Origin of the sequence: Salinivibrio sp. PR5, from assembly GCF_001996085.1 — a bacterium.
Classification (GTDB): domain Bacteria; phylum Pseudomonadota; class Gammaproteobacteria; order Enterobacterales; family Vibrionaceae; genus Salinivibrio; species Salinivibrio proteolyticus.
Window position 1 is genome coordinate 260,336 of sequence record NZ_MUFK01000001.1, and the last position, 19,218, is coordinate 279,553.

The following is a 19,218-nucleotide window of genomic DNA, read 5'->3' on the forward strand; positions in this document are numbered from 1 at the left end:
TAAGACATCCGCACGTGGCTCGCTTTGGTGCATCGTCCTCCTCACGATGAATCTATGCGTCGAGATGGTGAATAGTTTGCACTAAAAAAGTGCAAATGTGCGCCTTCCCCCAGTTAGTTTCTGTAAAATACTGATTTTTATCTAATTAATAGTTGGCATATCTCTTGATACTTATTGACTGATGCAAACATAAGGACTCAGGAGAAGGATATGAAACTGATTAGCGCCATTATCAAGCCTTTTAAGCTTGATGACGTCCGTGAAGCACTATCCGACGTCGGCATTGACGGCATGACAGTGTCAGAAGTGAAAGGGTTTGGTCGTCAAAAAGGGCACACCGAACTGTATCGCGGCGCCGAATATCAAGTCGATTTTTTGCCGAAGGTAAAACTCGAAATCGCCGTCCAGAGCGATAGTGTTGATGCCGTGGTGGAAGCGATTTCCAAGGCGGCACAAACCGGCAAAATCGGCGACGGTAAGATTTTTGTCTTTGACCTCCAGCAAGCCGTGCGGATCCGCACTGGCGAAATGGATCTGGAAGCAATTTAATCACAGGGAGTAATCACAATGGAATTGGTCAATACGGTTACTGAGTTACGTTACGCACTCGACACCTTCTTTTTCCTTTTATCCGGTGCGTTGGTGATGTGGATGGCGGCTGGGTTTGCCATGTTAGAGGCAGGGCTAGTTCGCTCGAAAAACACCACCGAGATCCTCACCAAAAATATTTGCTTGTACGCGATCGCCTGTACCATGTATCTGTTGGTGGGCTACAACATCATGTATGTCGACAACAGTGCGGGTGGCTTTATGCCCTCGTTTGGTTCGCTGATTGGAACGCAAGCGGCCGACGCGGATCACTCTCTCGAGTCGGACTTCTTTTTCCAAGTGGTGTTTGTTGCTACCGCCATGTCGGTGGTCTCAGGGGCCGTGGCAGAGCGTATGAAGCTATGGGTATTCTTGCTGTTTTCTGTGGTGCTCACCGCTGTCATCTATCCGGTAGAGGGTTACTGGACATGGGGTGGTGGTTTCTTATCCGAAGCAGGCTTTAGCGACTTTGCTGGCTCAGGTATCGTGCATATGGCGGGCGCGTCAGCTGCATTAGCGGGGGTAATCTTACTGGGGGCACGCAAAGGAAAATACGGCAAAAACGGTCAAGTGAATCCGATTCCTGGCTCGAACCTGCCTCTAGCGACCTTGGGTACCTTTATCCTATGGTTCGGTTGGTTCGGCTTTAACGGTGGTTCACAGCTGATGGTGTCAGACTTTGAAAACGCCACGGCGGTAGGACAAATTTTCTTGAATACCAATGCGGCGGCGGCAGCCGGTGCGATTGCTGCCTTACTGGTGTGTAAAACACTGTGGGGCAAAGCCGATTTGACCATGATCTTAAACGGTGCATTGGCCGGTTTGGTCGCCATTACCGCTGATCCCTTATCTCCCACGCCAGTCGCTTCGCTTATTATCGGTGCGGTATCGGGCGCCATTGTGGTGTTTAGCATCGTCGGCCTCGATAAAATTAAAATCGACGATCCAGTGGGTGCGATTTCGGTGCACGGTGTGTGTGGTTTCTTTGGCTTGATGGTCGTGCCGCTGAGCAACGCAGACGCAAGCTTTGGTGCACAATTGCTGGGGGCGGCCGTGATCTTCGCTTGGGTCTTTGGTGCGAGCTTTGTGGTGTGGTTGGTACTGAAGAAAACCATGGGCATTCGTGTTACCGAAGAAGAAGAGATGTCAGGCATGGATTTGCATGACTGCGGTATTGATGCATATCCCGAATTCGTTAGCGTGAAATAGTCACTCGTACGGCACTTCGTTAAACTCTGAAACGAAACCTTACATTTTTGATGTTGGGTTTCGTTTTTTTTTGCGTGGCAGAATATTGAGCCCAAAATCATTAGCTGTATACTAACGAAACTGAGAAACGTTATCATTTATCGTCTAATTTAAGGACTGTTACGATGAAAAAACTGCTAATCGCCTCTGCTGTTACGGCTAGCTTATTAGGAACGAGCGCCGCCTTTGCCGCTGAAGAAGTGAACGTCTACTCGTATCGTCAACCTTTTTTGATTGAGCCTATGTTCGATGCGTTTACTGAAGAGACGGGCATCAAAGTCAACGTGAAGTTTGCTAAACAAGGTATGGCGGAGAAGGTGAAGCAGGAAGGCGAATACAGTCCTGCAGATGTATTGCTGACCGTCGATATTTCTCGCCTCAAAGACTTGGTTAATCACGATGTGGTTCAGCCAGTGCAAAGCGATGTGATCGATCAAAACGTTCCTGAGCAGTTCCGTGACAGTGAAGATAAGTGGGTTGCGTTAACTACTCGTGCTCGCGCCGTTTACTCATCGCGTGAGCGGGTCGGTAAACTGGGTGATGATTTTGATTATCTCGACTTGGCAAAACCTGAATGGAAAGGCAAGATTTGCACCCGTTCAGGCAAACACCCTTACAATGTGTCTTTGGTGTCTGCCATCATCGAAAATCACGGTGAAGCTACCGCTAAAGAATGGCTGAAAGGGGTGAAAGCGAACTTGGCGCGTAAACCTCAAGGGAATGATCGTGCACAAGTCAAAGCGATTAAAGAAGGCTTGTGTGACGTTTCTTTGGGGAACAGCTACTACCTTGGTAAGATGCTGAACGACGAAGAACAAAAAGCGTGGGCGGAAGCGGTATATATTAACTATCCTGGCCAAAATGCGCACGGCACCCAAGTGAATGTGAGCGGTATGGCGATGGCGAAGTATGCGCCGAATAAAGAAAACGCTCTTAAACTCATGGAATTCCTAACGTCAGACAAAGCGCAGCACATGTATGCTGAAGTGAACTTTGAAGAGCCAGTGAAACCTGGCGTAGAAAAGTCTGAGCTAGTGGCATCGTGGGGCGAGTATAAGCACGATCCTATGCCGCTAGAGGCCATTGCTGATAACTACAGCAAATCAGTGAAGCTACTGGATGAAGTCCAGTTCGATCTGTAAGCCTCTACACGGGGTGCGTGGCACCCCGGTTGTCTTTCTCTGACGCCTGAATGTTGTAGGCTATGCAAGACAGATTACCCGTTATTAAAACCAGCAGTTGGGGCCTAGCCCTGCTGCTGGTTTTGCCGATCTTGGCAATCTTCTACACCGCAATCGGTGATACAGATGATATTTTCTCCCATCTGTTTGAGACCGTTTTGCCGACGTATACGCTCAATACCAGCTTATTGGTGGTGGGGGTCGTGGTTATTGCGATTGCATTAGGCGTGCCGACGGCTTGGATGCTTGCTATGTATCAAGTGCCGGGCAGCCGACATTTGCAATGGGCGATGGTACTGCCATTAGCCATGCCCGGTTATATCATCGGTTACATCTACACCGATTGGTTTGATTACGCGGGGCCGTTACAGCGCCTGCTGCGCCATTGGTTTGAGTGGCAAAGTGTTAATGATTACTGGTTTCCAGATATGCGGACCTTACCGGGGGCGTGTTTTGTGCTGGCATTGGTGCTGTACCCGTATATCTACCTGCTGACTCGCGCCGCGTTTATGGAGCAAAGTGTCACCTTGACGCATTCTGCGCGTCTGTTGGGATGCTCGCCACTGCAAAGTTTTCGCCGTATCTCCCTGCCTTTGGCTCGTCCAGCCATTGCCGTCGGGGCATCGCTGGTGGCAATGGAAGCGCTGGGGGATTTTGGTACGGTTAACTATTTTGCCGTGAGTACATTAACCACCGCGGTATATGATACTTGGTTGGGTTACTCAAGCTTAACGGCGGCGGCTAAGATTTCTGCCATTATGCTGGTGGCCATTTTTGTATTGATCAGTGCCGAGCGCTATGGACGACGTAAGCAAGCGCAATTTACGCCGTCATCGAGCAGTGATGCGATAGAGAAAACTCCCCTGTTCGGTTGGAAGAAAGTGGGCGTGGTTGTCTGGTGTTGGGGCTTGCTATCGCTGGCGTTTATATTGCCGCTGCTTCAACTGATCATTTATGCGTGGCACTACTATGCGCAAAATGCCATCGACGATTTTCTCACCTTTAGCTACAACAGCTTTTATACCTCCAGCCTTGCGGCTGTGGTTGCGGTCGGCATTGCATGGACAGTCAATGTGTATCGCCGCTTACGCGGTCATGGTTTGAGTGTCGCGCCCATGCGTCTCGCCTCTATGGGGTATGCGGTGCCGGGCACGGTGTTAGCGATTGGGGTGATGCTGGTATTAACTCGAGGCGATCACCTGATCAATGACATCGCCAAGGCGTATGACTGGGGACGCCCCGGTTTGGTGCTTTCTGGCACCATGTTTGCCTTGCTCACTGCCTTTGTGGTGCGTTTCAGTGCGGTGGCGATCGGCAGTATTGAGTCTAGCATGGCAAAAATACCGCCATCACTCGACATGGCGGCGCGTACTATGGGATGCACGACCAGCGGCGTGATTCGTCGTGTTCATCTCCCCTTAATTCGTCGGGGGACTTTAATTGCGATGCTGTTGGTCTTTATCGAGTCGATGAAAGAGTTGAATGCGGCGATTTTACTGCGTCCGTTTAACTTCGAAACCCTTGCGACTTACGTGTACAACTTTACCTCGGATGAGCACCTCGAATACGCGGCCTTACCTGCCATTTTGCTGGTGGCGGTGGGGCTGATACCGCTTATTTTGATTAACCGTTCGCTGGAGCAGAAATACCAATGAAGTGCGCCCTGTCGATAGAAAACCTGACCTGCAGTTATAACGGCACGCCAGTACTCAAAGATTTGTCTTTGCAAGTCGCACCGGGTGAGATTGTGTGTTTGCTCGGCGCCAGTGGCTGCGGCAAGACCACCTTGTTGAAAGCCATGGCTGGGTTAATCCCTCTTAGCGCGGGCACGCTGTCGATTGGGTGTAACATCATGGAAGATGGCCAGCATTCGGTGCCGCCTGAGCAGCGCAATATTGGTATGATTTTTCAAGATTATGCGTTGTTTCCACACTTGACTGTTGCCGAGAATATCGGCTTTGGTCTCACCTCACTGGCCGCGTCTGAGCGTAATGAAAAAGTGGCTGATATGCTCAAGCTCGTGCGCCTTGAAGGGCTGGGCGAGCGCTATCCGCACCAGTTATCCGGTGGTCAACAACAACGAGTTGCGATTGCGCGTGCGCTGGCTTATGAGCCTGATCTATTGCTGTTGGACGAGCCGTTTTCCAATATTGATACCCAAGTGCGTCATGACTTGATTGAAGAGATCCGCCGGATCTTTAAATCACAGGGTGTGACGGCGATTTTGGTCACGCATAGCCGGGAGGAAGCCTTTGCGTTTGCGGACAAATTAGCGGTGATGAACCAAGGGATTATCGAGCAATTTGGGGATACGACTGAGGTGTATTATCAGCCGAAAAGCCGATTTGTGGCCGATTTCTTGGGGCAAGGCTCTTATGTTCCAGTGACTGTGTCGGCGCAAGATCAAATGCAGACACCGCTGGGACCTTGGCCGCGGCCAGTGCATTGTCACCCCGGTCCACATTGGTGGTTGCTTCGCCCGCAATTTTTGAGTATCCGAGCGGATGCGCAAGGCGAGGGGCAGGTATTGTCTCAGCAATTTATGGGTGACAGCAGCCGTTACACCATTGATATTCACGGTCAAAAATTGTCGGTGCATGCACGAGAGCCATTATCGGTGGGGGATACGGTAAGTCTCACTATTCGCCCTCATGAGCCGGTGTTATTTAACGATGGACCCAGCTTTATTGATGCTTAAACGAAAAAAGCCAACCGCGAGGTTGGCTTTTCGTCATCGGCGCGCAATTTAAGCGCCTTGCTGACACAGTACATCGATGTACTTTTGTGCCATTTCGCTCAATGCTGCTTTATCGGGTTGCTGGTGCGCTTGTAAAAACAACACATAGCAAATCCCTGCAAGCATGCTCGCCAGCTCGCGAGGTTGGTGACGGTGAGTGAGTTCACCTTGCGCCATGCCTCGCTCAAACACGTGCACAAATTGCTCGAGGGCATCGCGGCTGCCTTTTACAAAGCGTGGCCAAATGTCTTCGCGAATCGATGTACTCCATTCAAACCAGACTTTCATCCATGCTTTGTCTTCCAATGCGGTATCGATAATCTGCGAGGTAATGCAGTTAAGCGATGCACGCATTGATTGGCTATCGCGGGTGCAATCATTGATTAACGCAATGAAATGCTTTTCTGTTTGGGCCAAAATTTCCTCGACCAGATCTTCACGGGTCGGGAAGTAATTGAAGACGGTTGCCACAGAGACATTCGCCATATCAGCAATATCAGCGTGACCGGCACGACCGATTCCCCGTTTTGCAAACACATCCAAACCACAAGTTAACAACTGCTCTTTGCGTCTCTCTGGTGACAGTCGCGTCCTTGTTCTTTCATTTGATTGAGCCATCCTAAAACCTGCCAACTTATATTTAGTTTGTACAAATTAATTATTGTTTGTGCTAATAATTTTCTTAATTAGCGGGTTGAGTTTATACCAGCTTTCTGTGGCGTGACAACGGCTGGAAGGCCGATCTGGGCCGTAAATCGGTAATTTTGTCTGCAAAAAAAGTCATCTATTAATAAAAACACAGGCAGGGATTATTTTTTCTTATCAATCAGTGTGATAGTTAACTAGTGTAAGGGTACAAGCTAAGGTCAATCGGTGGAATTGGGATCCGCAATCGATTTAGTGCTAGACTATGCCACCTTTGTTATTGACCCCCGCAAACGTGGGGAGAAACCATCGGGGCAGATATGAAACACACCGTTGAAGTGATGATTTCAGAACAGGACGTACAGGCGCGAGTAAAAGCCCTGGGCGCCGAGATCAACGAGCATTATAAAGACTCAAAAGACCTAGTATTGGTTGGATTGTTGCGAGGCTCGTTCGTCTTTATGGCTGACTTATGTCGTGCCATTGACTTGCCACACTCGGTCGATTTTATGACCGCATCAAGTTATGGCAATAGCATGGAAAGCACACGTGACGTGCGCATCCTCAAAGACTTAGATGATGATATCAAAGGAAAAGACATTCTTTTGGTAGAAGACATCATTGATACGGGTAATACGCTTAGCAAAGTGTGCGAAATTCTATCGCTAAGAGAGCCCAATTCCGTGCGTATTTGTACCCTACTTGATAAACCAGAACGTCGTGAAGTGGATGTAAAAGTCGATTGGCTTGGCTTTACTATCCCAGACGAGTTTGTGGTTGGCGTAGGGATTGATTACGCGCAGAAATACCGCCACTTGCCATTTATCGGTAAAGTGGTACCGCTCGATTAATCGTGACGGTATTCTCTGAGCGCTGAGCCTCTTTGGCTGTCAGGCGATGATAAGCCATAAAAAACCGAGCAGACGCTCGGTTTTTTTATGTTCATAGCAAGTTAATAGGCACCTTCTCGCTCGGGAGCCGGCGCGCGCTGATAATGCGCGGGAGACAATCCCAGCATTTCTTGTAGACAAGATGCCACCGCGACCGATGACCAAGTGCCAGTGAGTACGCCAACAAAGAGCGTCAGCGCAAAACCATACAAGGCATCGCCACCTAATACCAACAAACATCCGATGGTAAATAGTGTGGTGCCGGCGGTGATCAAGGTGCGCGAGAAAGTCTCACAGACCGCAATATTGGTGCTGATATACACACATTGATTCGGTTTGGCTCTGAGCACATCGCGCAGCCGATCGCCGATCACAATCGAGTCATTGAGCGAGTAACCAATAACGGCGAGAAGGCCGGCAATAACATTGAGATCCATCGGCACAGCCAGTATCGCTAGCAGGCCCAAGGTGAGGATCACATCGTGCACCAACGCCCCTACTGCCGCCAAGGCAAGGCGCCATTCAAAACGAATGGCCAAATAAAGCATGATAGCCAACGAAGCAACCAGCAGAGCCAACCCCCCTTGTTCAAATAGCACCTGACCCACTTGAGGGCCGACGACGTTCGCTTGAACCAAGTTAACGGGCATGGCGAGTGCGCTGCTGATTTGTGCGATGACCTGTTGCGGATCTTGCCATTGAGACGCATGAGGTAAAATGAGCTGCCACTGGCCATGAGTGGTGCTTGGCGTGAGTGTTGCCAACTCGCCAAACTGATTGTGCAGGGCAGCGATCAGCGTATCACTGCTCGCTAGGCTGGGTAGGACGAAATCAATTACGATACCGCCAGTAAAGTCGATGCCCAAGTTTAGGCCATAATACGCGATCGCCCAGAGACTGATCACGGTGAGCAATCCCGAGAGCGCGAAGCTGGTATAGCGGACTTGTGTAAGTTTCATGACTGTAGCTCCTTAAATAGTCACGGCGCGGCGGCGGTCGCGTCCCCAAATTGGGTTGATGATGGCTCGCGTGCCGACAATGCCGCTGATCATGCTGGCGCATAATCCCAGAATTAGCGTGGTGGCAAACCCTTGTAATGGACCTGAGCCGACCGCATACAAACAGACCGCGGAAATTAAGGTGGTGATATTGGCGTCAAAGATGGTGCTAAAGGCCGCTCGATAACCCGTATCAATGGCATTGGCTAGGCTTGCGCCAGCACGTAAGCGATCGCGAATACGCTCAAAGATAAGCACATTGGTATCGACCGCCATGCCCACGGTTAACACTAAGCCGGCGATGCCCGGTAGGGTCAACACTGCACCGGGCAGCAGCGCGAGTAGGCCGACTTGCATCATCAAGTTGGCAACCAGTGAGACAATCGCGACCCAGCCGAAGCGGCGATACCAAAGCATCATAAAGATAGCCATACCTATCATGCCAACGGCCAGTGCAGAAAATCCTGCCTTGATATTATCGGCGCCCAAGGTCGGACCAATCGCGCGTTCTTCGACGATTTTAATTGGCGCGGTGAGTGCGCCAGCGCGCAGCAACATCGAGAGGTTACGGGCTTCTTCTGGGCTCGACAGGCCCGTGATCCGGAATCGATCGCTGAGCGCACTTTGAATTGTCGCGACGTTGATCACCCGTTCATTGGCAACCAGATCACCCTGCTCATTGGCTTGATACTCACGGTACACAGTGGCCATGGGATCGCCCAAGTGACGTCGGGTAAAGGCCAACATGGTCTCGCCACCGGGGCCATCCAAGCGAATATCAACTTGTGGACGACGCATTTCATCAACGCTGGTACGCGCATCAATAATGTGTTCCCCACCCAAAATGGCGTGACGTGCTAACGGCACCACATTGTGCTGTGCGTCATACAGGCGTTTCGGGCTTGTGGCATCGAGGGCATAGAACGCGAGTGAGGCTGTCGCGCCAATGACATTTTTGGCTTGCTTAGGATCGTGCACCCCGGGCAGTTCGATACGAATGTAGTCTTTACCCTGACGTTGTACACTCGCCTCAGCCACGCCTAAAGCGTCGATACGTTTGCGCAGAATATCGATATTCTGACGCACAGCTTGATGACTCATCGCGTCTTGCTCGGTATCTGTCATCTGCCAGCCATTTGCGGCGCTATTGAATCGCCATTGCGGATAATGCTCGGTAAACCAAGCGCTGGCTTTGCTGCGATCGCTGGCACTGAGCATCGGCAATTGCACCGTGGTGTTATCTTTGGTGTTGACCGTGGCGTTAGCGGGTAAGTGCTGACTGTCTAACCAAAGGTTGAGGCCTTGCACTAACGCCTCGGCTTGATGAGCGAGTGCTTGGTCGGTATCAACCCAAAGCAACAATTGCACACCGCCGCGTAGATCGAGCCCAAGTTTTACCGGCTCGGCGCCGAGGCGCGACAGCCATGTGGGTGCTGCGGATAAATAATCGAGGGTGATTTCCGCGTCGGGTCCTAGAGTGCCTTTTAATTGCTGTTGTACGTTCTGTTGCTGGCTAATATCGGGCGTGATTAAGGTAACCGTCCCTTGCGAGTCATAACGCACTTCACTCACGGCCTCAGGATGGGCTTTAAGCCAGTTTTGTAGTCCCTGATGGGAGTGATGCGACACGCTCACCACTGGGTGGTCGCCAAAAAAGCTTGGTAACGCCTGCACGGTCAGGACGATCAACATCAGGACTAATGCGGCGTAGTGCCATAAAGAATAGCGATTAACGGGGGATAATTTATTCATTCGTTCTCCTTGGCTGTGCATCACGCACAGCAAAACCTAATACCAAGCGCCAGCTCGATATTGTGATTGGGGGAAAGGCGCGACGGCCTTTAGGAAAGCGAACGATTAACGCGAATGAATAAAGCGATATTGCAGGTTGTGTTCTCGCCAGCCACCAAGACGGGGGAGCGAAAAAGCAAGATACTGGCGTGGCAGGCACACCCCAAGTGCGCACAAAAAGGCAATCAGGTGCCAAGCAAGGCGAATGTGCGGGGGAGGAAGAATCGCGACTAAATGTGGCGGTTGGGTATCGTCATCAGGCAATGCCGCAGGCAAGGCAACACTGGCTCTCGCGGTAGAAACGAGCGCCGGAGTTTGCTGAAGGGCATGGACTTGGCTGCTGGAGCGAAACGGTGAAACCTGTGCTTGCGCTGCCACATTGACCAGCACCGCAAACAGCATCATGCCCGCCATCAGCCACATGGTGAGCGGAGAGCGGTGCATTGTTGATGATGAAGCGTGCGCGATCGGAGTCATGGCGGTGTTGTACGACGATTAAGTCGCGATCACAAGTGTGACTGTGTCAGCACTGTGTCAATTCTCACAACAAACCGGCGCGGCAGAGTCGGGCACTAGATGACTCATCGCCGCTTGGTAGTTCACTTCCAGCGACTCGCGGCTATCTGCGGTCATGCCTAAATCGCGCAAAATACCGTCGGTGGTGTTGTAGAACCAACCATGTACTTTCACGTCTTGGCCGCGCTCCCAGGCCGCACGCAAAATGGTGGAATTGCCCAAATGATACACTTGCTCAGCCACATTAATTTCGCACAGGCGATTACCGCGTTCTTGGGGTGGCAGGCAGCCGAGATAATGTTTGTGTTTGAGGTACAAATCGCGAATATGGAGTAACCAGTTATTGATCAGACCAAGCTCTGGGTTATCAATAGCCGCGTGGACACCGCCACATCCATAATGCCCACAGACAATAATGTGCTTGATCTGTAGGACATCGACGGCGTACTGCACCACGGATAAACAATTGAGATCGGTGTGAATCACTTGATTGGCGACATTGCGGTGAACAAACAACTCACCCGAGTCTAATCCTGTCAGGCGCTCGGCGGGTACGCGGCTATCAGCACAGCCAATCCAGAGGTATTCAGGATGTTGTTCTTGGGCCAAGTTGGCAAAAAACTGGGGGTTACTGTCGCGAATATCTTGCGACCATGCTTTGTTGTTAGCAAATAAAGCTTTGATTTTGGCCATGGGCAACGTGTCTTTTGGCAAACATATCAATTGCCACTATACCTCACTGTTACGCCGTGAAATATACTGAGATCAATATTCACATCTTTTTACATTTATGACGCTCGAGGGATCACGCTGTTAACGGTGCGATCGACTGCTCGGATAGGTTAATGCGAGAAAATTCGTATACTGTCCGCTCCATGATGATCTTAACCGCAGTAGAGGTAGTGCGTGTTTGATAAAGGACGATTTGCACAACTGTCATTAAAGGGCGATCTATTCGGCGGCGTGACGACTGCTATTATTTCATTGCCTTTGGCGTTAGCCTTTGGTGTCGCCTCAGGCGCCGGTGCAGAAGCTGGACTTTGGGGAGCCATCTTAGTTGGGCTTTTTGCATCGCTGTTTGGTGGCTCGTCCACCCTGATCTCAGAGCCGACCGGCCCGATGACGGTGATCATGACGGCGGTATTAACTGCCATGATGGCGCGCTACCCGGAAGGCGGCTTGGCAATGGGCTTTACCGTGGTGATGATGGCCGGCGCGTTCCAAGTACTGATTGGCAGTTTGCGCTTGGGTAAGTACGTGACCTTAATGCCCTACAGTGTTGTTTCTGGGTTTATGTCGGGTATTGGCGTGATATTGATTCTGCTCCAACTTGCGCCGTTATTAGGGCAAGCTGCGCCATCGGGTGGTGTCCTCGGTACCTTAAAAGCCTTGCCGGATTTACTGGTTAATGCCGACATTAAAGAAGTCTTTCTCGGCGCGCTCACGCTGGGGATTTTGTTTTACTTTCCCGCTAAGTACCGCCGTTTCATTCCCGCGCAACTGGTGGCACTTGTCAGTATTACCTTGGTGTCGGTGGTACTCTTTGATACGGACAGCATTCGTCGAATTGGTGAGATCCCAACCGGCCTGCCGTCGCTCGTGATCCCTCATATCACCCCCGAGCATTTTACCGCCATGGTCATTGATGCACTGGTACTCGGGACGCTCGGCTGTATTGATACCCTGTTAACCGCCGTGATTGCGGACTCGCTGACCAGACAAGAGCATGACTCGGATCGTGAGCTGCGCGGACAAGGCATTGCCAATATGATCGCAGGGCTATTTGGCGCCTTGCCCGGCGCAGGGGCTACCATGGGCACTGTAGTCAATGTCCAAGTGGGGGCGCGTTCGCCGCTATCGGGCATTTTGCGGGCGCTTATTCTGGCTGCGGTGGTGTTGGTGGCCGGCGCGTTGACCGCGCCCATCCCGATGGCAGTATTGGCGGGCATCGCCTTGTATGTTGGCTTTAATATCTTAGATTGGAGCTTTTTGCATCGCGCCCACAAAATCAGTTTGCAGCAGACGGGGATCATGTATGGCGTGATGGCACTGACTGTGTTCGTTGACTTAATCGTGGCGGTGGGATTAGGGGTCTTTATCGCTAACTTACTGGTAATAGAACGACTCAGTCGCGAGCAAGCGAAACAAGTGCGCGCAATCAGTGATGCCGAGGATGACGAGGTACCGCTGAATGATGAGGAGCGTGCCCTTTTAGATGCCAGTAATGGACAAGTACTGTTCTTCTATTTATCCGGGCCCATGATTTTCAGCGTTTCTAAAGCCATTGCGCGTCAACATGCGCATATCAATGAGTTCCGTGTGATGATTTTGGACTTAAGTGATGTGCCTATGCTGGATATGACCGTTGGGCTGGCGCTCGAAAACGCGATTAAAGATGCACGAGAAGCGAACTGTACGGTGTTTTTACTATGCCCGCATGACGAAACGCGTGAGCAATTGCAGCGCTTACACATAGGTGATTGGGTCCGTGATGCACACATTTTCACCACACGTAAGCCGGCGCTTGAAGCGGCCAACCGATTAGTTGAAGTGATGCCATAACCTTATAGCGCGACGTGACCTTGCGGGTGATGTCGCGCTTTTCGCGATTCTTTAGCGATGCTAAGTTTTTGGCAAACCTTATTTTACAACGCTTTTATTTTAAATTTGCCACATTTCTACGCATTTCGAATCATTTGCTTGAAACTTGACCACGTGTTTTCCTACCTGATTTGATCTTACACACATTCCTATATACTGGCGCCCGCGCACCGGGTGAGTCCCGTGCCAGTGAGTAAAGCCGTCATGGCCGTGAAACTGCATACGACTTGAAAGGATCAAAGGTTTTGAAATTCGAACGATTCAAAAACTGGACCCTCAAAGGGGACCTGTTTGGGGGCGTCACCACGGCGGTTATCTCTTTGCCCCTCTCGCTGGCGTTCGGGGTAGCGTCAGGGGCGGGGGCGGAAGCCGGAATGTGGGGCGCCATTTTAGTGGGCTTGTTTGCTGCTTTATTTGGTGGCTCTTCAACGCTTATCTCTGAGCCAACTGGGCCGATGACGGTGATTATGACCGCGGTGCTCACTACCATGGTGTCGCGCTATCCTGAGGGCGGCATGGCAATGGGCTTTACCGTGGTGATGATGGCGGGCCTGTTCCAAGTGATATTGGGAACGCTCAAGCTGGGCAAGTACGTGACCTTAATGCCCTACAGCGTGATCTCCGGTTTTATGTCGGGGATTGGCGTTATCCTGATTATTCTCCAACTGCCACCCTTACTGGGCCAAGCCACGCCTGATGGCGGGGTGTTAGGCACGCTCAAAAGTCTTCCCGATCTGATCGCTCACACTCAGCAAAGCGAATTACTGTTGGGACTGGTGACATTGGGTATTTTGTTCTCCTTTCCACAGCGTTATCGGCGCTATATGCCGGTGCAGCTGGTTGCGCTCGTTGTGGTCACCTTACTGTCGATTGCATGGTTTGATTTGGCGGCGATTCGCCGGATTGGTGAGATCCCAACCGGGCTGCCAACCTTGGTGTTGCCTCAATTTAACAGTGAAATGCTCACCACCATGATGGTCGATGCCTTGGTTCTCGGGACCTTAGGCTGTATTGATACCTTATTGTCAGCGGTGATTGCCGATTCACTCACTCGCGAGGAACATGACTCGGACAAAGAGTTACGCGGCCAAGGGTTAGCGAATATGGTTGCTGGGTTATTCGGCGCGTTACCAGGGGCTGGCGGTACCATGGGGACGGTCGTCAATGTGCAGGTGGGGGGACGCTCTCCGTTGTCGGCCATTATCCGTGCACTCTTGCTCGCGGCGGTCATCTTAGTCGCCGGCTTTCTGACCGAGCCCATTCCGATGGCGGTATTGGCGGGTATCGCTATTTATGTCGGTTTTAATATTCTCGACCGCACCTTCATTCAGCGTGCGCATAAAGTCAGTTTGCATCAAACCGTGATCATGTATGGTGTGATGGTGCTGACCGTCCTGGTGGACTTGATTGTCGCAGTTGGCGTTGGGGTGTTTATCGCCAATATTATCGCGATTGAACACCTGAGCCGAGAGCAAGAAAAGCAGGTGAAAGCGATCAGTGATGCTGATGAGGACGATGTACCGCTTAACGATATGGAGCGTGCCTTATTAGACAGCGCGAACGGAAAAGTGTTGTTTTTCTACCTCTCAGGCCCAATGATATTCAGTGTCTCAAAAGCGATTGCACGTCAACATAGCAAAATTGAGGAATTTGATGTCATGATCCTCGACCTTAGCGACGTGCCCATGATTGATATGACTGTCGGTCTCGCGCTGGAAAATGCCATCAAAGATGCGTTAGACGTCAATTGCCAAGTCTTTTTGCTCTGTCCCCACCAAAAAACACGGGACCAATTGGAGCGCTTGCATGTAAAAAATTGGCTCACTGACGATCACACCTTTGATAGCCGTTATGACGCATTACGCGCCGCGCACAAAGTGACCGAAGTCATGGCTTAAACGTAACGGGAGCTTATGAAAGCAATCGAAATTAAGGACCTGGTGAAAACGTACGGGTCCAATGTCAAGGCGCTTAAAGGGGTATCGCTCTCCGTGGAGGAGGGCGATTTTTATGCGCTATTGGGGCCTAATGGGGCGGGAAAATCGACCACCATTGGCATCTTGAGCTCACTGGTCAACAAGACCCAAGGTCAGGTGAGCATTTTTGGCTACGACTTAGACACGCAAAAGGTGGAAGCCAAAAAGCAAATTGGCCTTGTGCCGCAAGAGTTTAACTTTAACCAGTTTGAAAAAGTGCAGCAGATTGTGGTGAACCAAGCTGGATACTACGGTGTGCCGCGTGCTCAGGCCAAAGAGCGTGCGAAAAAATACCTCTCTCAGCTCGACTTGTGGGATAAACGCCATGAGCCGGCACGGAACTTATCGGGTGGGATGAAGCGTCGTTTGATGATCGCCCGCGCGTTAATGCACGAGCCTCGCCTATTGATCTTGGACGAGCCGACAGCTGGGGTGGATATCGAACTGCGTCGCTCGATGTGGGACTTTCTCAGTGAGATAAACCGCCAAGGGATCACCATTATTTTGACCACCCACTATCTCGAAGAAGCGGAGATGCTGTGTCGAAACATCGGTATCATCAATCGGGGTGAGCTGGTGGAAGACACGTCCATGAAAGCACTGCTTGCCAAGTTGGACGCGGAAACCTTCATTCTTGATTTGCAGCCTGGACATAAGCTCAGCACCTTAGAGGGCGTGAATTGGCAAAAAACCGACTCTAACACCCTTGAAGTGGAGGTGAATAAATCAGTCGGGCTGACGCCGGTATTTGAACAGTTGTCGCAACAAGGTGTGCAAGTGCTGTCGATGCGAAACAAGGCGAATCGTCTTGAGGAGTTGTTTGTCACCTTGATTCAGCAAAACGGGGAGGGCCACGCATGAATGCCTTGTATTGGGTCGCTTTTCGTACCCTTATCCACAAAGAAGTGGTCCGCTTTACGCGTATTTGGGTACAGACCTTGGTGCCGCCAGCGATTACCATGAGCCTCTATTTTATTATTTTCGGTAACCTGATTGGCTCTCGAATTGGTGAGATGGAAGGCTTCACTTACATGGAGTACATCGTGCCCGGGCTTATCATGATGTCGGTGATCACCAACTCTTACTCGAATGTGGCATCGTCCTTCTTTAGTGCCAAGTTCCAACATAATATTGAGGAGTTGTTGGTCGCGCCGATTCCAAACTATGTGATCATTGCCGGCTACATTGGTGGTGGCATGTGTCGCGGCTTGGCTGTGGGGGCCTTGGTGACCATGACGTCGCTCTTTTTTGTCGACTTGCAAATCGCGCACCCTCTGATTGTTATTACGACCGTGGTACTGACGTCGGCGGTGTTTGCGCTGGGGGGATTAATCAATGCGATCTTCGCCAAAACCTTCGACGATATAAGCTTAATCCCAACCTTTGTCCTCACGCCATTGACCTATTTAGGCGGGGTCTTTTACTCGCTATCACTGTTACCAGAGTTTTGGCAGGGCGTGTCCAAACTGAACCCTATTGTGTATATGGTTAACGCCTTCCGTTACGGCTTTTTGGGTGTCTCGGATGTGGGGATTACCACCTCGTTTGGCGTCTTACTGCTGTTTATTGCGGGGCTGTATGCCTTGGCATGGGGATTAATTTCTCGAGGCACCGGATTGCGCAGCTAAGCGAGGGTTAATCATGGCTAAGATGAAGCTATCTGATTGATCGTTAAAAAAGCCCCAGCTATTCAAACTGGGGCTTTTTGGTTTAGTTAAACAAGCCTTTCAGCCATCCGACTGGGTCTGGTTTATCACACCGTTTCGCCAACTCACCACTCGGATCCCACATAGGGAGTTTTTGGTTACCGTAACAGTCCAGTTGATAGCGACTCGCGTTATGCTGCACCGTGACGGTGGTGACTTGTGCAGGCCACGCGACGCTGAGGTTGCTCGCACCGCGGCGCGTGAGGTAATCGTCATAGACACGCAACGCCCCTGATGCACCGGTCAGTCCCGTTGATTGGTTGTCATCGCGGCCCAACCAAATAGTGGTGACTTCCTTATCATCCATGCCAACAAACCAGCTATCACGGTTGTCGTCGGTTGTACCTGTCTTACCGGCGAGCGCAAACTGGCCATGATGTTGCTGCAAGTAGCGGCCCGTTCCTTGTTGAACGACTTGTTTCATCGCATATAAGGTTAACCAACCGGCTTGCTCTGGTACCACACGCTCCGCTTTGGGCCAGTTGCGATAAAGACTATGGCCTTCTTTGGTGGTCACAGCCCGCAGTGCGGTGAGAGGCGCGCGCTGACCAGCACTGCCGAGGGTTTGATACATCTGAGTAACATCAAATGGACTCATGCTAAATGTACCAAGCAGCACGGATGGCACACGTGGAATGGCATCGGTATTCGCGCCCAGCTTGCCAAAGGTGTCAATCACTTCACCTAATCCCAGTTGCATGCCGAGATTCACCGTGGGCACGTTATACGACTTGGCCAGTGCCGTGAGCAAAGACACACTGCCTCGGTATTGACGGTCATAGTTCCGCGGTTGCCAACTGCTGCCTTGACTGCCCTCAAGACGAATGGGTTTGTCGTCAATGTCGCTGTTAAGCTGAAAACGGGTCGGATGGCTTAATGCCGCAAGATACACCGCCGGTTTGGCCAATGACCCAATTGGGCGTTTTGCGTTCAGGGCGCGGTTAAATCCGGCGAAACCGGGCTTTGCGCCGCCGACCATGGCGCGAACTTCGCCACTGCGACGGTCGGCAATCACTGCTGCGGCTTCCAGTTGGTTACCGGCCCGTCGTTTTAATGCTTTGACCTTAGTGGTCACCGCTCGTTCGATGGCCTGTTGAGAGACAGGATCGAGGGTGGTGAATATGCGCAGGCCAGCACCAGCAGCGTATTTGTCGCCGACCTTTTGACGAATTTCTTCTTTGAGCTGATCAAAGTAAGCCGGTTGGGGGCGTGCCAGCGAGGGCGTGTTTTGAATATCTAGCGGGCGGCTGGCGGCCGCATCACAGTCTGCGCTGGTGAGTAGGTTTTGCTCCATCATTAACCGTAAAACGAGATCGCGACGAGTTTTCGCGCGCTCGGGATGACGGAACGGGTTGTAATAAGACGGCCCCTTGACCATGCCAACCAACAACGCAAGTTGGTCAACGCGCAGCTCGTTGATGGGACGTCCAAAGTAGAGTCTGGCGCCCAATGGAAATCCATGCACAGGTTCACCGCGGTTTTGACCGAGATACACTTCATTGAGGTAAGCCTCGAGGATTTTGTCTTTGCTGTAGCGAAAATCGAGCAACAGTGCCATGTAGGCCTCTTGGACTTTTCGCCACAAGGTGCGGTCACGGGTTAGGAACAGGTTTTTGGCGAGCTGTTGGGTGAGGGTTGAGCCACCTTGTACAGTGCGACCTGCACGAATATTGGCCACCAAGGCTCGCAATATCCCCGTTGGAGAGACCCCCTCGTGGTGGTAAAAGTCGCGGTCTTCGGTTGTGATCAGGGCTTCTACCAGAAATTCAGGAAAGCGCTCCCGGGGTAAAAATAAACGCTGTTCGTGGATCCCAGACTCCATCATCCCCAATAACTTGGGTTCGATACGCAACAGCCCTAGCGGTTGGTTGCTGCTTACCTCGGTGATTTTGGTCACTTGGTTGCCGTTAAAGCTTAGCATGGCGTGCCGAGCGGTGGCCGGACCGTCTTCAAAGTCGAACGGACGGCGGATGATTTCTAACCGTGTCTGCGACGCTGAGTATTCACCGGGGCGCTTGGGGGTACGCACTTTTTGGTAGTTGAGTGCATCTAGCTGCTGGCGCAACTGAACCAAGGAAAAATCGCTCCCCGGTGACAGGCTAATCACACGGCCATAGACAACGCCCGGGAGCTGCCAAATTTGACCATTAAACTTGTCTTGGATTTTGCCATCTAAGTAAATACCGAGGATAACGATAGCCGCTATACCGACCAAACTGCATTTAAAGCCGAAGGCAAGCAAGCGCTTGGTCCAGCTTGGCTTGGCGGTCGCCTTTTTAGTGCGACGGGTCGGCGCGGTGCGTTTCTTAGTGCTAGTGCGTGTTTTTTTATTAGCCATACA

The 19,218-nt window shown here is 51.3% G+C and carries 16 protein-coding genes; 10 read left to right on the forward strand and 6 right to left on the reverse strand.

Annotated elements, in window-relative coordinates; genetic code table 11:
• Positions 1–210 precede the first annotated feature (210 nt).
• From glnK to BZG82_RS01190, 5 genes are all read left to right on the forward strand, one after another.
• Complete coding sequence (glnK, locus tag BZG82_RS01170) at positions 211–549, forward strand: P-II family nitrogen regulator (RefSeq protein ID WP_069586419.1); 339 nt, start codon at positions 211–213, stop codon at positions 547–549.
• A gap of 18 nt (positions 550–567) precedes the next feature.
• Positions 568–1,797 (forward strand): ammonium transporter, encoded by a 1,230-nt coding sequence (locus BZG82_RS01175; protein ID WP_069586420.1) that lies wholly within the window; start codon positions 568–570, stop codon positions 1,795–1,797.
• A gap of 164 nt (positions 1,798–1,961) precedes the next feature.
• Positions 1,962–2,978, forward strand: coding sequence for a Fe(3+) ABC transporter substrate-binding protein (locus BZG82_RS01180; protein ID WP_077455341.1), 1,017 nt, complete (start codon positions 1,962–1,964; stop codon positions 2,976–2,978).
• Between the two features lie 62 nt (positions 2,979–3,040).
• Positions 3,041–4,672, forward strand: a complete 1,632-nt coding sequence (locus BZG82_RS01185; RefSeq protein WP_077478966.1) for an ABC transporter permease — start codon at positions 3,041–3,043, stop codon at positions 4,670–4,672.
• Entirely contained in the window at positions 4,669–5,715 is a 1,047-nt protein-coding gene (locus tag BZG82_RS01190; protein WP_077764983.1) for an ABC transporter ATP-binding protein, read from the forward strand. Before BZG82_RS01185 ends, BZG82_RS01190 begins: the two co-directional genes overlap by 4 nt.
• Before the next feature lie 48 nt (positions 5,716–5,763).
• On the opposite strand, the gene BZG82_RS01195 is transcribed toward BZG82_RS01190, so the two are convergent.
• Positions 5,764–6,372 carry a TetR/AcrR family transcriptional regulator gene (locus BZG82_RS01195; protein ID WP_077764984.1) on the reverse strand — a complete coding sequence of 203 codons (609 nt, stop codon included), beginning with the start codon at positions 6,370–6,372 and terminating at the stop codon, positions 5,764–5,766.
• Between the two features lie 347 nt (positions 6,373–6,719).
• Here BZG82_RS01195 and hpt point away from each other — a divergent pair, with 347 nt between their 5' ends.
• Positions 6,720–7,250: a hypoxanthine phosphoribosyltransferase gene (gene hpt, locus BZG82_RS01200; protein ID WP_069586425.1), complete on the forward strand. Its 531-nt coding sequence runs from the start codon at positions 6,720–6,722 to the stop codon at positions 7,248–7,250.
• Positions 7,251–7,351: 101 nt separating this feature from the next.
• Here the strand turns inward: hpt and secF are convergent, their stop codons facing one another.
• The 4 genes from secF to can all read right to left on the reverse strand — a co-directional run bounded on the left by secF (position 7,352) and on the right by can (position 11,287).
• On the reverse strand, positions 7,352–8,248 hold the full coding sequence (gene secF / locus BZG82_RS01205) for a protein translocase subunit SecF (RefSeq protein WP_077764985.1): 897 nt from the start codon (positions 8,246–8,248) through the stop codon (positions 7,352–7,354).
• A gap of 12 nt (positions 8,249–8,260) precedes the next feature.
• Positions 8,261–10,039, reverse strand: a complete 1,779-nt coding sequence (gene secD / locus BZG82_RS01210) for a protein translocase subunit SecD (protein ID WP_108742939.1) — start codon at positions 10,037–10,039, stop codon at positions 8,261–8,263.
• 105 nt (positions 10,040–10,144) lie between these two features.
• Complete coding sequence (locus BZG82_RS01215) at positions 10,145–10,522, reverse strand: hypothetical protein (protein WP_077478970.1); 378 nt, start codon at positions 10,520–10,522, stop codon at positions 10,145–10,147.
• Positions 10,523–10,612: 90 nt separating this feature from the next.
• Positions 10,613–11,287: a carbonate dehydratase gene (gene can, locus BZG82_RS01220; RefSeq protein WP_077455333.1), complete on the reverse strand. Its 675-nt coding sequence runs from the start codon at positions 11,285–11,287 to the stop codon at positions 10,613–10,615.
• A 213-nt stretch (positions 11,288–11,500) separates the two neighbouring features.
• Here can and BZG82_RS01225 point away from each other — a divergent pair, with 213 nt between their 5' ends.
• The 4 genes from BZG82_RS01225 (at position 11,501) to BZG82_RS01240 (ending at position 16,799) form a co-directional block, all read left to right on the forward strand.
• On the forward strand, positions 11,501–13,156 hold the full coding sequence (locus BZG82_RS01225) for a SulP family inorganic anion transporter (protein WP_077662327.1): 1,656 nt from the start codon (positions 11,501–11,503) through the stop codon (positions 13,154–13,156).
• Positions 13,157–13,440: 284 nt separating this feature from the next.
• Positions 13,441–15,093, forward strand: a complete 1,653-nt coding sequence (locus BZG82_RS01230; protein WP_069586431.1) for a SulP family inorganic anion transporter — start codon at positions 13,441–13,443, stop codon at positions 15,091–15,093.
• Positions 15,094–15,108: 15 nt separating this feature from the next.
• Positions 15,109–16,032 carry an ABC transporter ATP-binding protein gene (locus BZG82_RS01235; protein WP_077764986.1) on the forward strand — a complete coding sequence of 308 codons (924 nt, stop codon included), beginning with the start codon at positions 15,109–15,111 and terminating at the stop codon, positions 16,030–16,032.
• Positions 16,029–16,799, forward strand: coding sequence for an ABC transporter permease (locus BZG82_RS01240; protein WP_069586433.1), 771 nt, complete (start codon positions 16,029–16,031; stop codon positions 16,797–16,799). The genes BZG82_RS01235 and BZG82_RS01240 overlap by 4 nt, the downstream gene beginning before the upstream one ends.
• Positions 16,800–16,881: 82 nt before the next feature.
• Here BZG82_RS01240 and mrcB read toward each other — a convergent pair whose 3' ends face one another.
• The gene (gene mrcB, locus BZG82_RS01245) at positions 16,882–19,215 is read right to left on the reverse strand and encodes a penicillin-binding protein 1B (RefSeq protein ID WP_077764987.1); all 2,334 of its coding nucleotides are present in this window, start codon (positions 19,213–19,215) and stop codon (positions 16,882–16,884) included.
• Positions 19,216–19,218: the final 3 nt, after the last annotated feature.

What these genes read in the sequence shown, in the direction of transcription:
- BZG82_RS01185 (WP_077478966.1), top strand. Translation starts at nt 3,041, where the DNA reads ATGCAAGACAGATTACCCGTTATTAAAACCAGCAGTTGGGGCCTAGCC.
- mrcB (WP_077764987.1), bottom strand. Translation starts at nt 19,215, where the DNA reads ATGGCTAATAAAAAAACACGCACTAGCACTAAGAAACGCACCGCGCCG.
- secF (WP_077764985.1), bottom strand. Translation starts at nt 8,248, where the DNA reads ATGAAACTTACACAAGTCCGCTATACCAGCTTCGCGCTCTCGGGATTG.
- BZG82_RS01240 (WP_069586433.1), top strand. Translation starts at nt 16,029, where the DNA reads ATGAATGCCTTGTATTGGGTCGCTTTTCGTACCCTTATCCACAAAGAA.
- hpt (WP_069586425.1), top strand. Translation starts at nt 6,720, where the DNA reads ATGAAACACACCGTTGAAGTGATGATTTCAGAACAGGACGTACAGGCG.
- BZG82_RS01235 (WP_077764986.1), top strand. Translation starts at nt 15,109, where the DNA reads ATGAAAGCAATCGAAATTAAGGACCTGGTGAAAACGTACGGGTCCAAT.
- can (WP_077455333.1), bottom strand. Translation starts at nt 11,287, where the DNA reads ATGGCCAAAATCAAAGCTTTATTTGCTAACAACAAAGCATGGTCGCAA.
- BZG82_RS01195 (WP_077764984.1), bottom strand. Translation starts at nt 6,372, where the DNA reads ATGGCTCAATCAAATGAAAGAACAAGGACGCGACTGTCACCAGAGAGA.
- BZG82_RS01180 (WP_077455341.1), top strand. Translation starts at nt 1,962, where the DNA reads ATGAAAAAACTGCTAATCGCCTCTGCTGTTACGGCTAGCTTATTAGGA.
- glnK (WP_069586419.1), top strand. Translation starts at nt 211, where the DNA reads ATGAAACTGATTAGCGCCATTATCAAGCCTTTTAAGCTTGATGACGTC.
- BZG82_RS01215 (WP_077478970.1), bottom strand. Translation starts at nt 10,522, where the DNA reads ATGCACCGCTCTCCGCTCACCATGTGGCTGATGGCGGGCATGATGCTG.
- secD (WP_108742939.1), bottom strand. Translation starts at nt 10,039, where the DNA reads ATGAATAAATTATCCCCCGTTAATCGCTATTCTTTATGGCACTACGCC.
- BZG82_RS01190 (WP_077764983.1), top strand. Translation starts at nt 4,669, where the DNA reads ATGAAGTGCGCCCTGTCGATAGAAAACCTGACCTGCAGTTATAACGGC.
- BZG82_RS01175 (WP_069586420.1), top strand. Translation starts at nt 568, where the DNA reads ATGGAATTGGTCAATACGGTTACTGAGTTACGTTACGCACTCGACACC.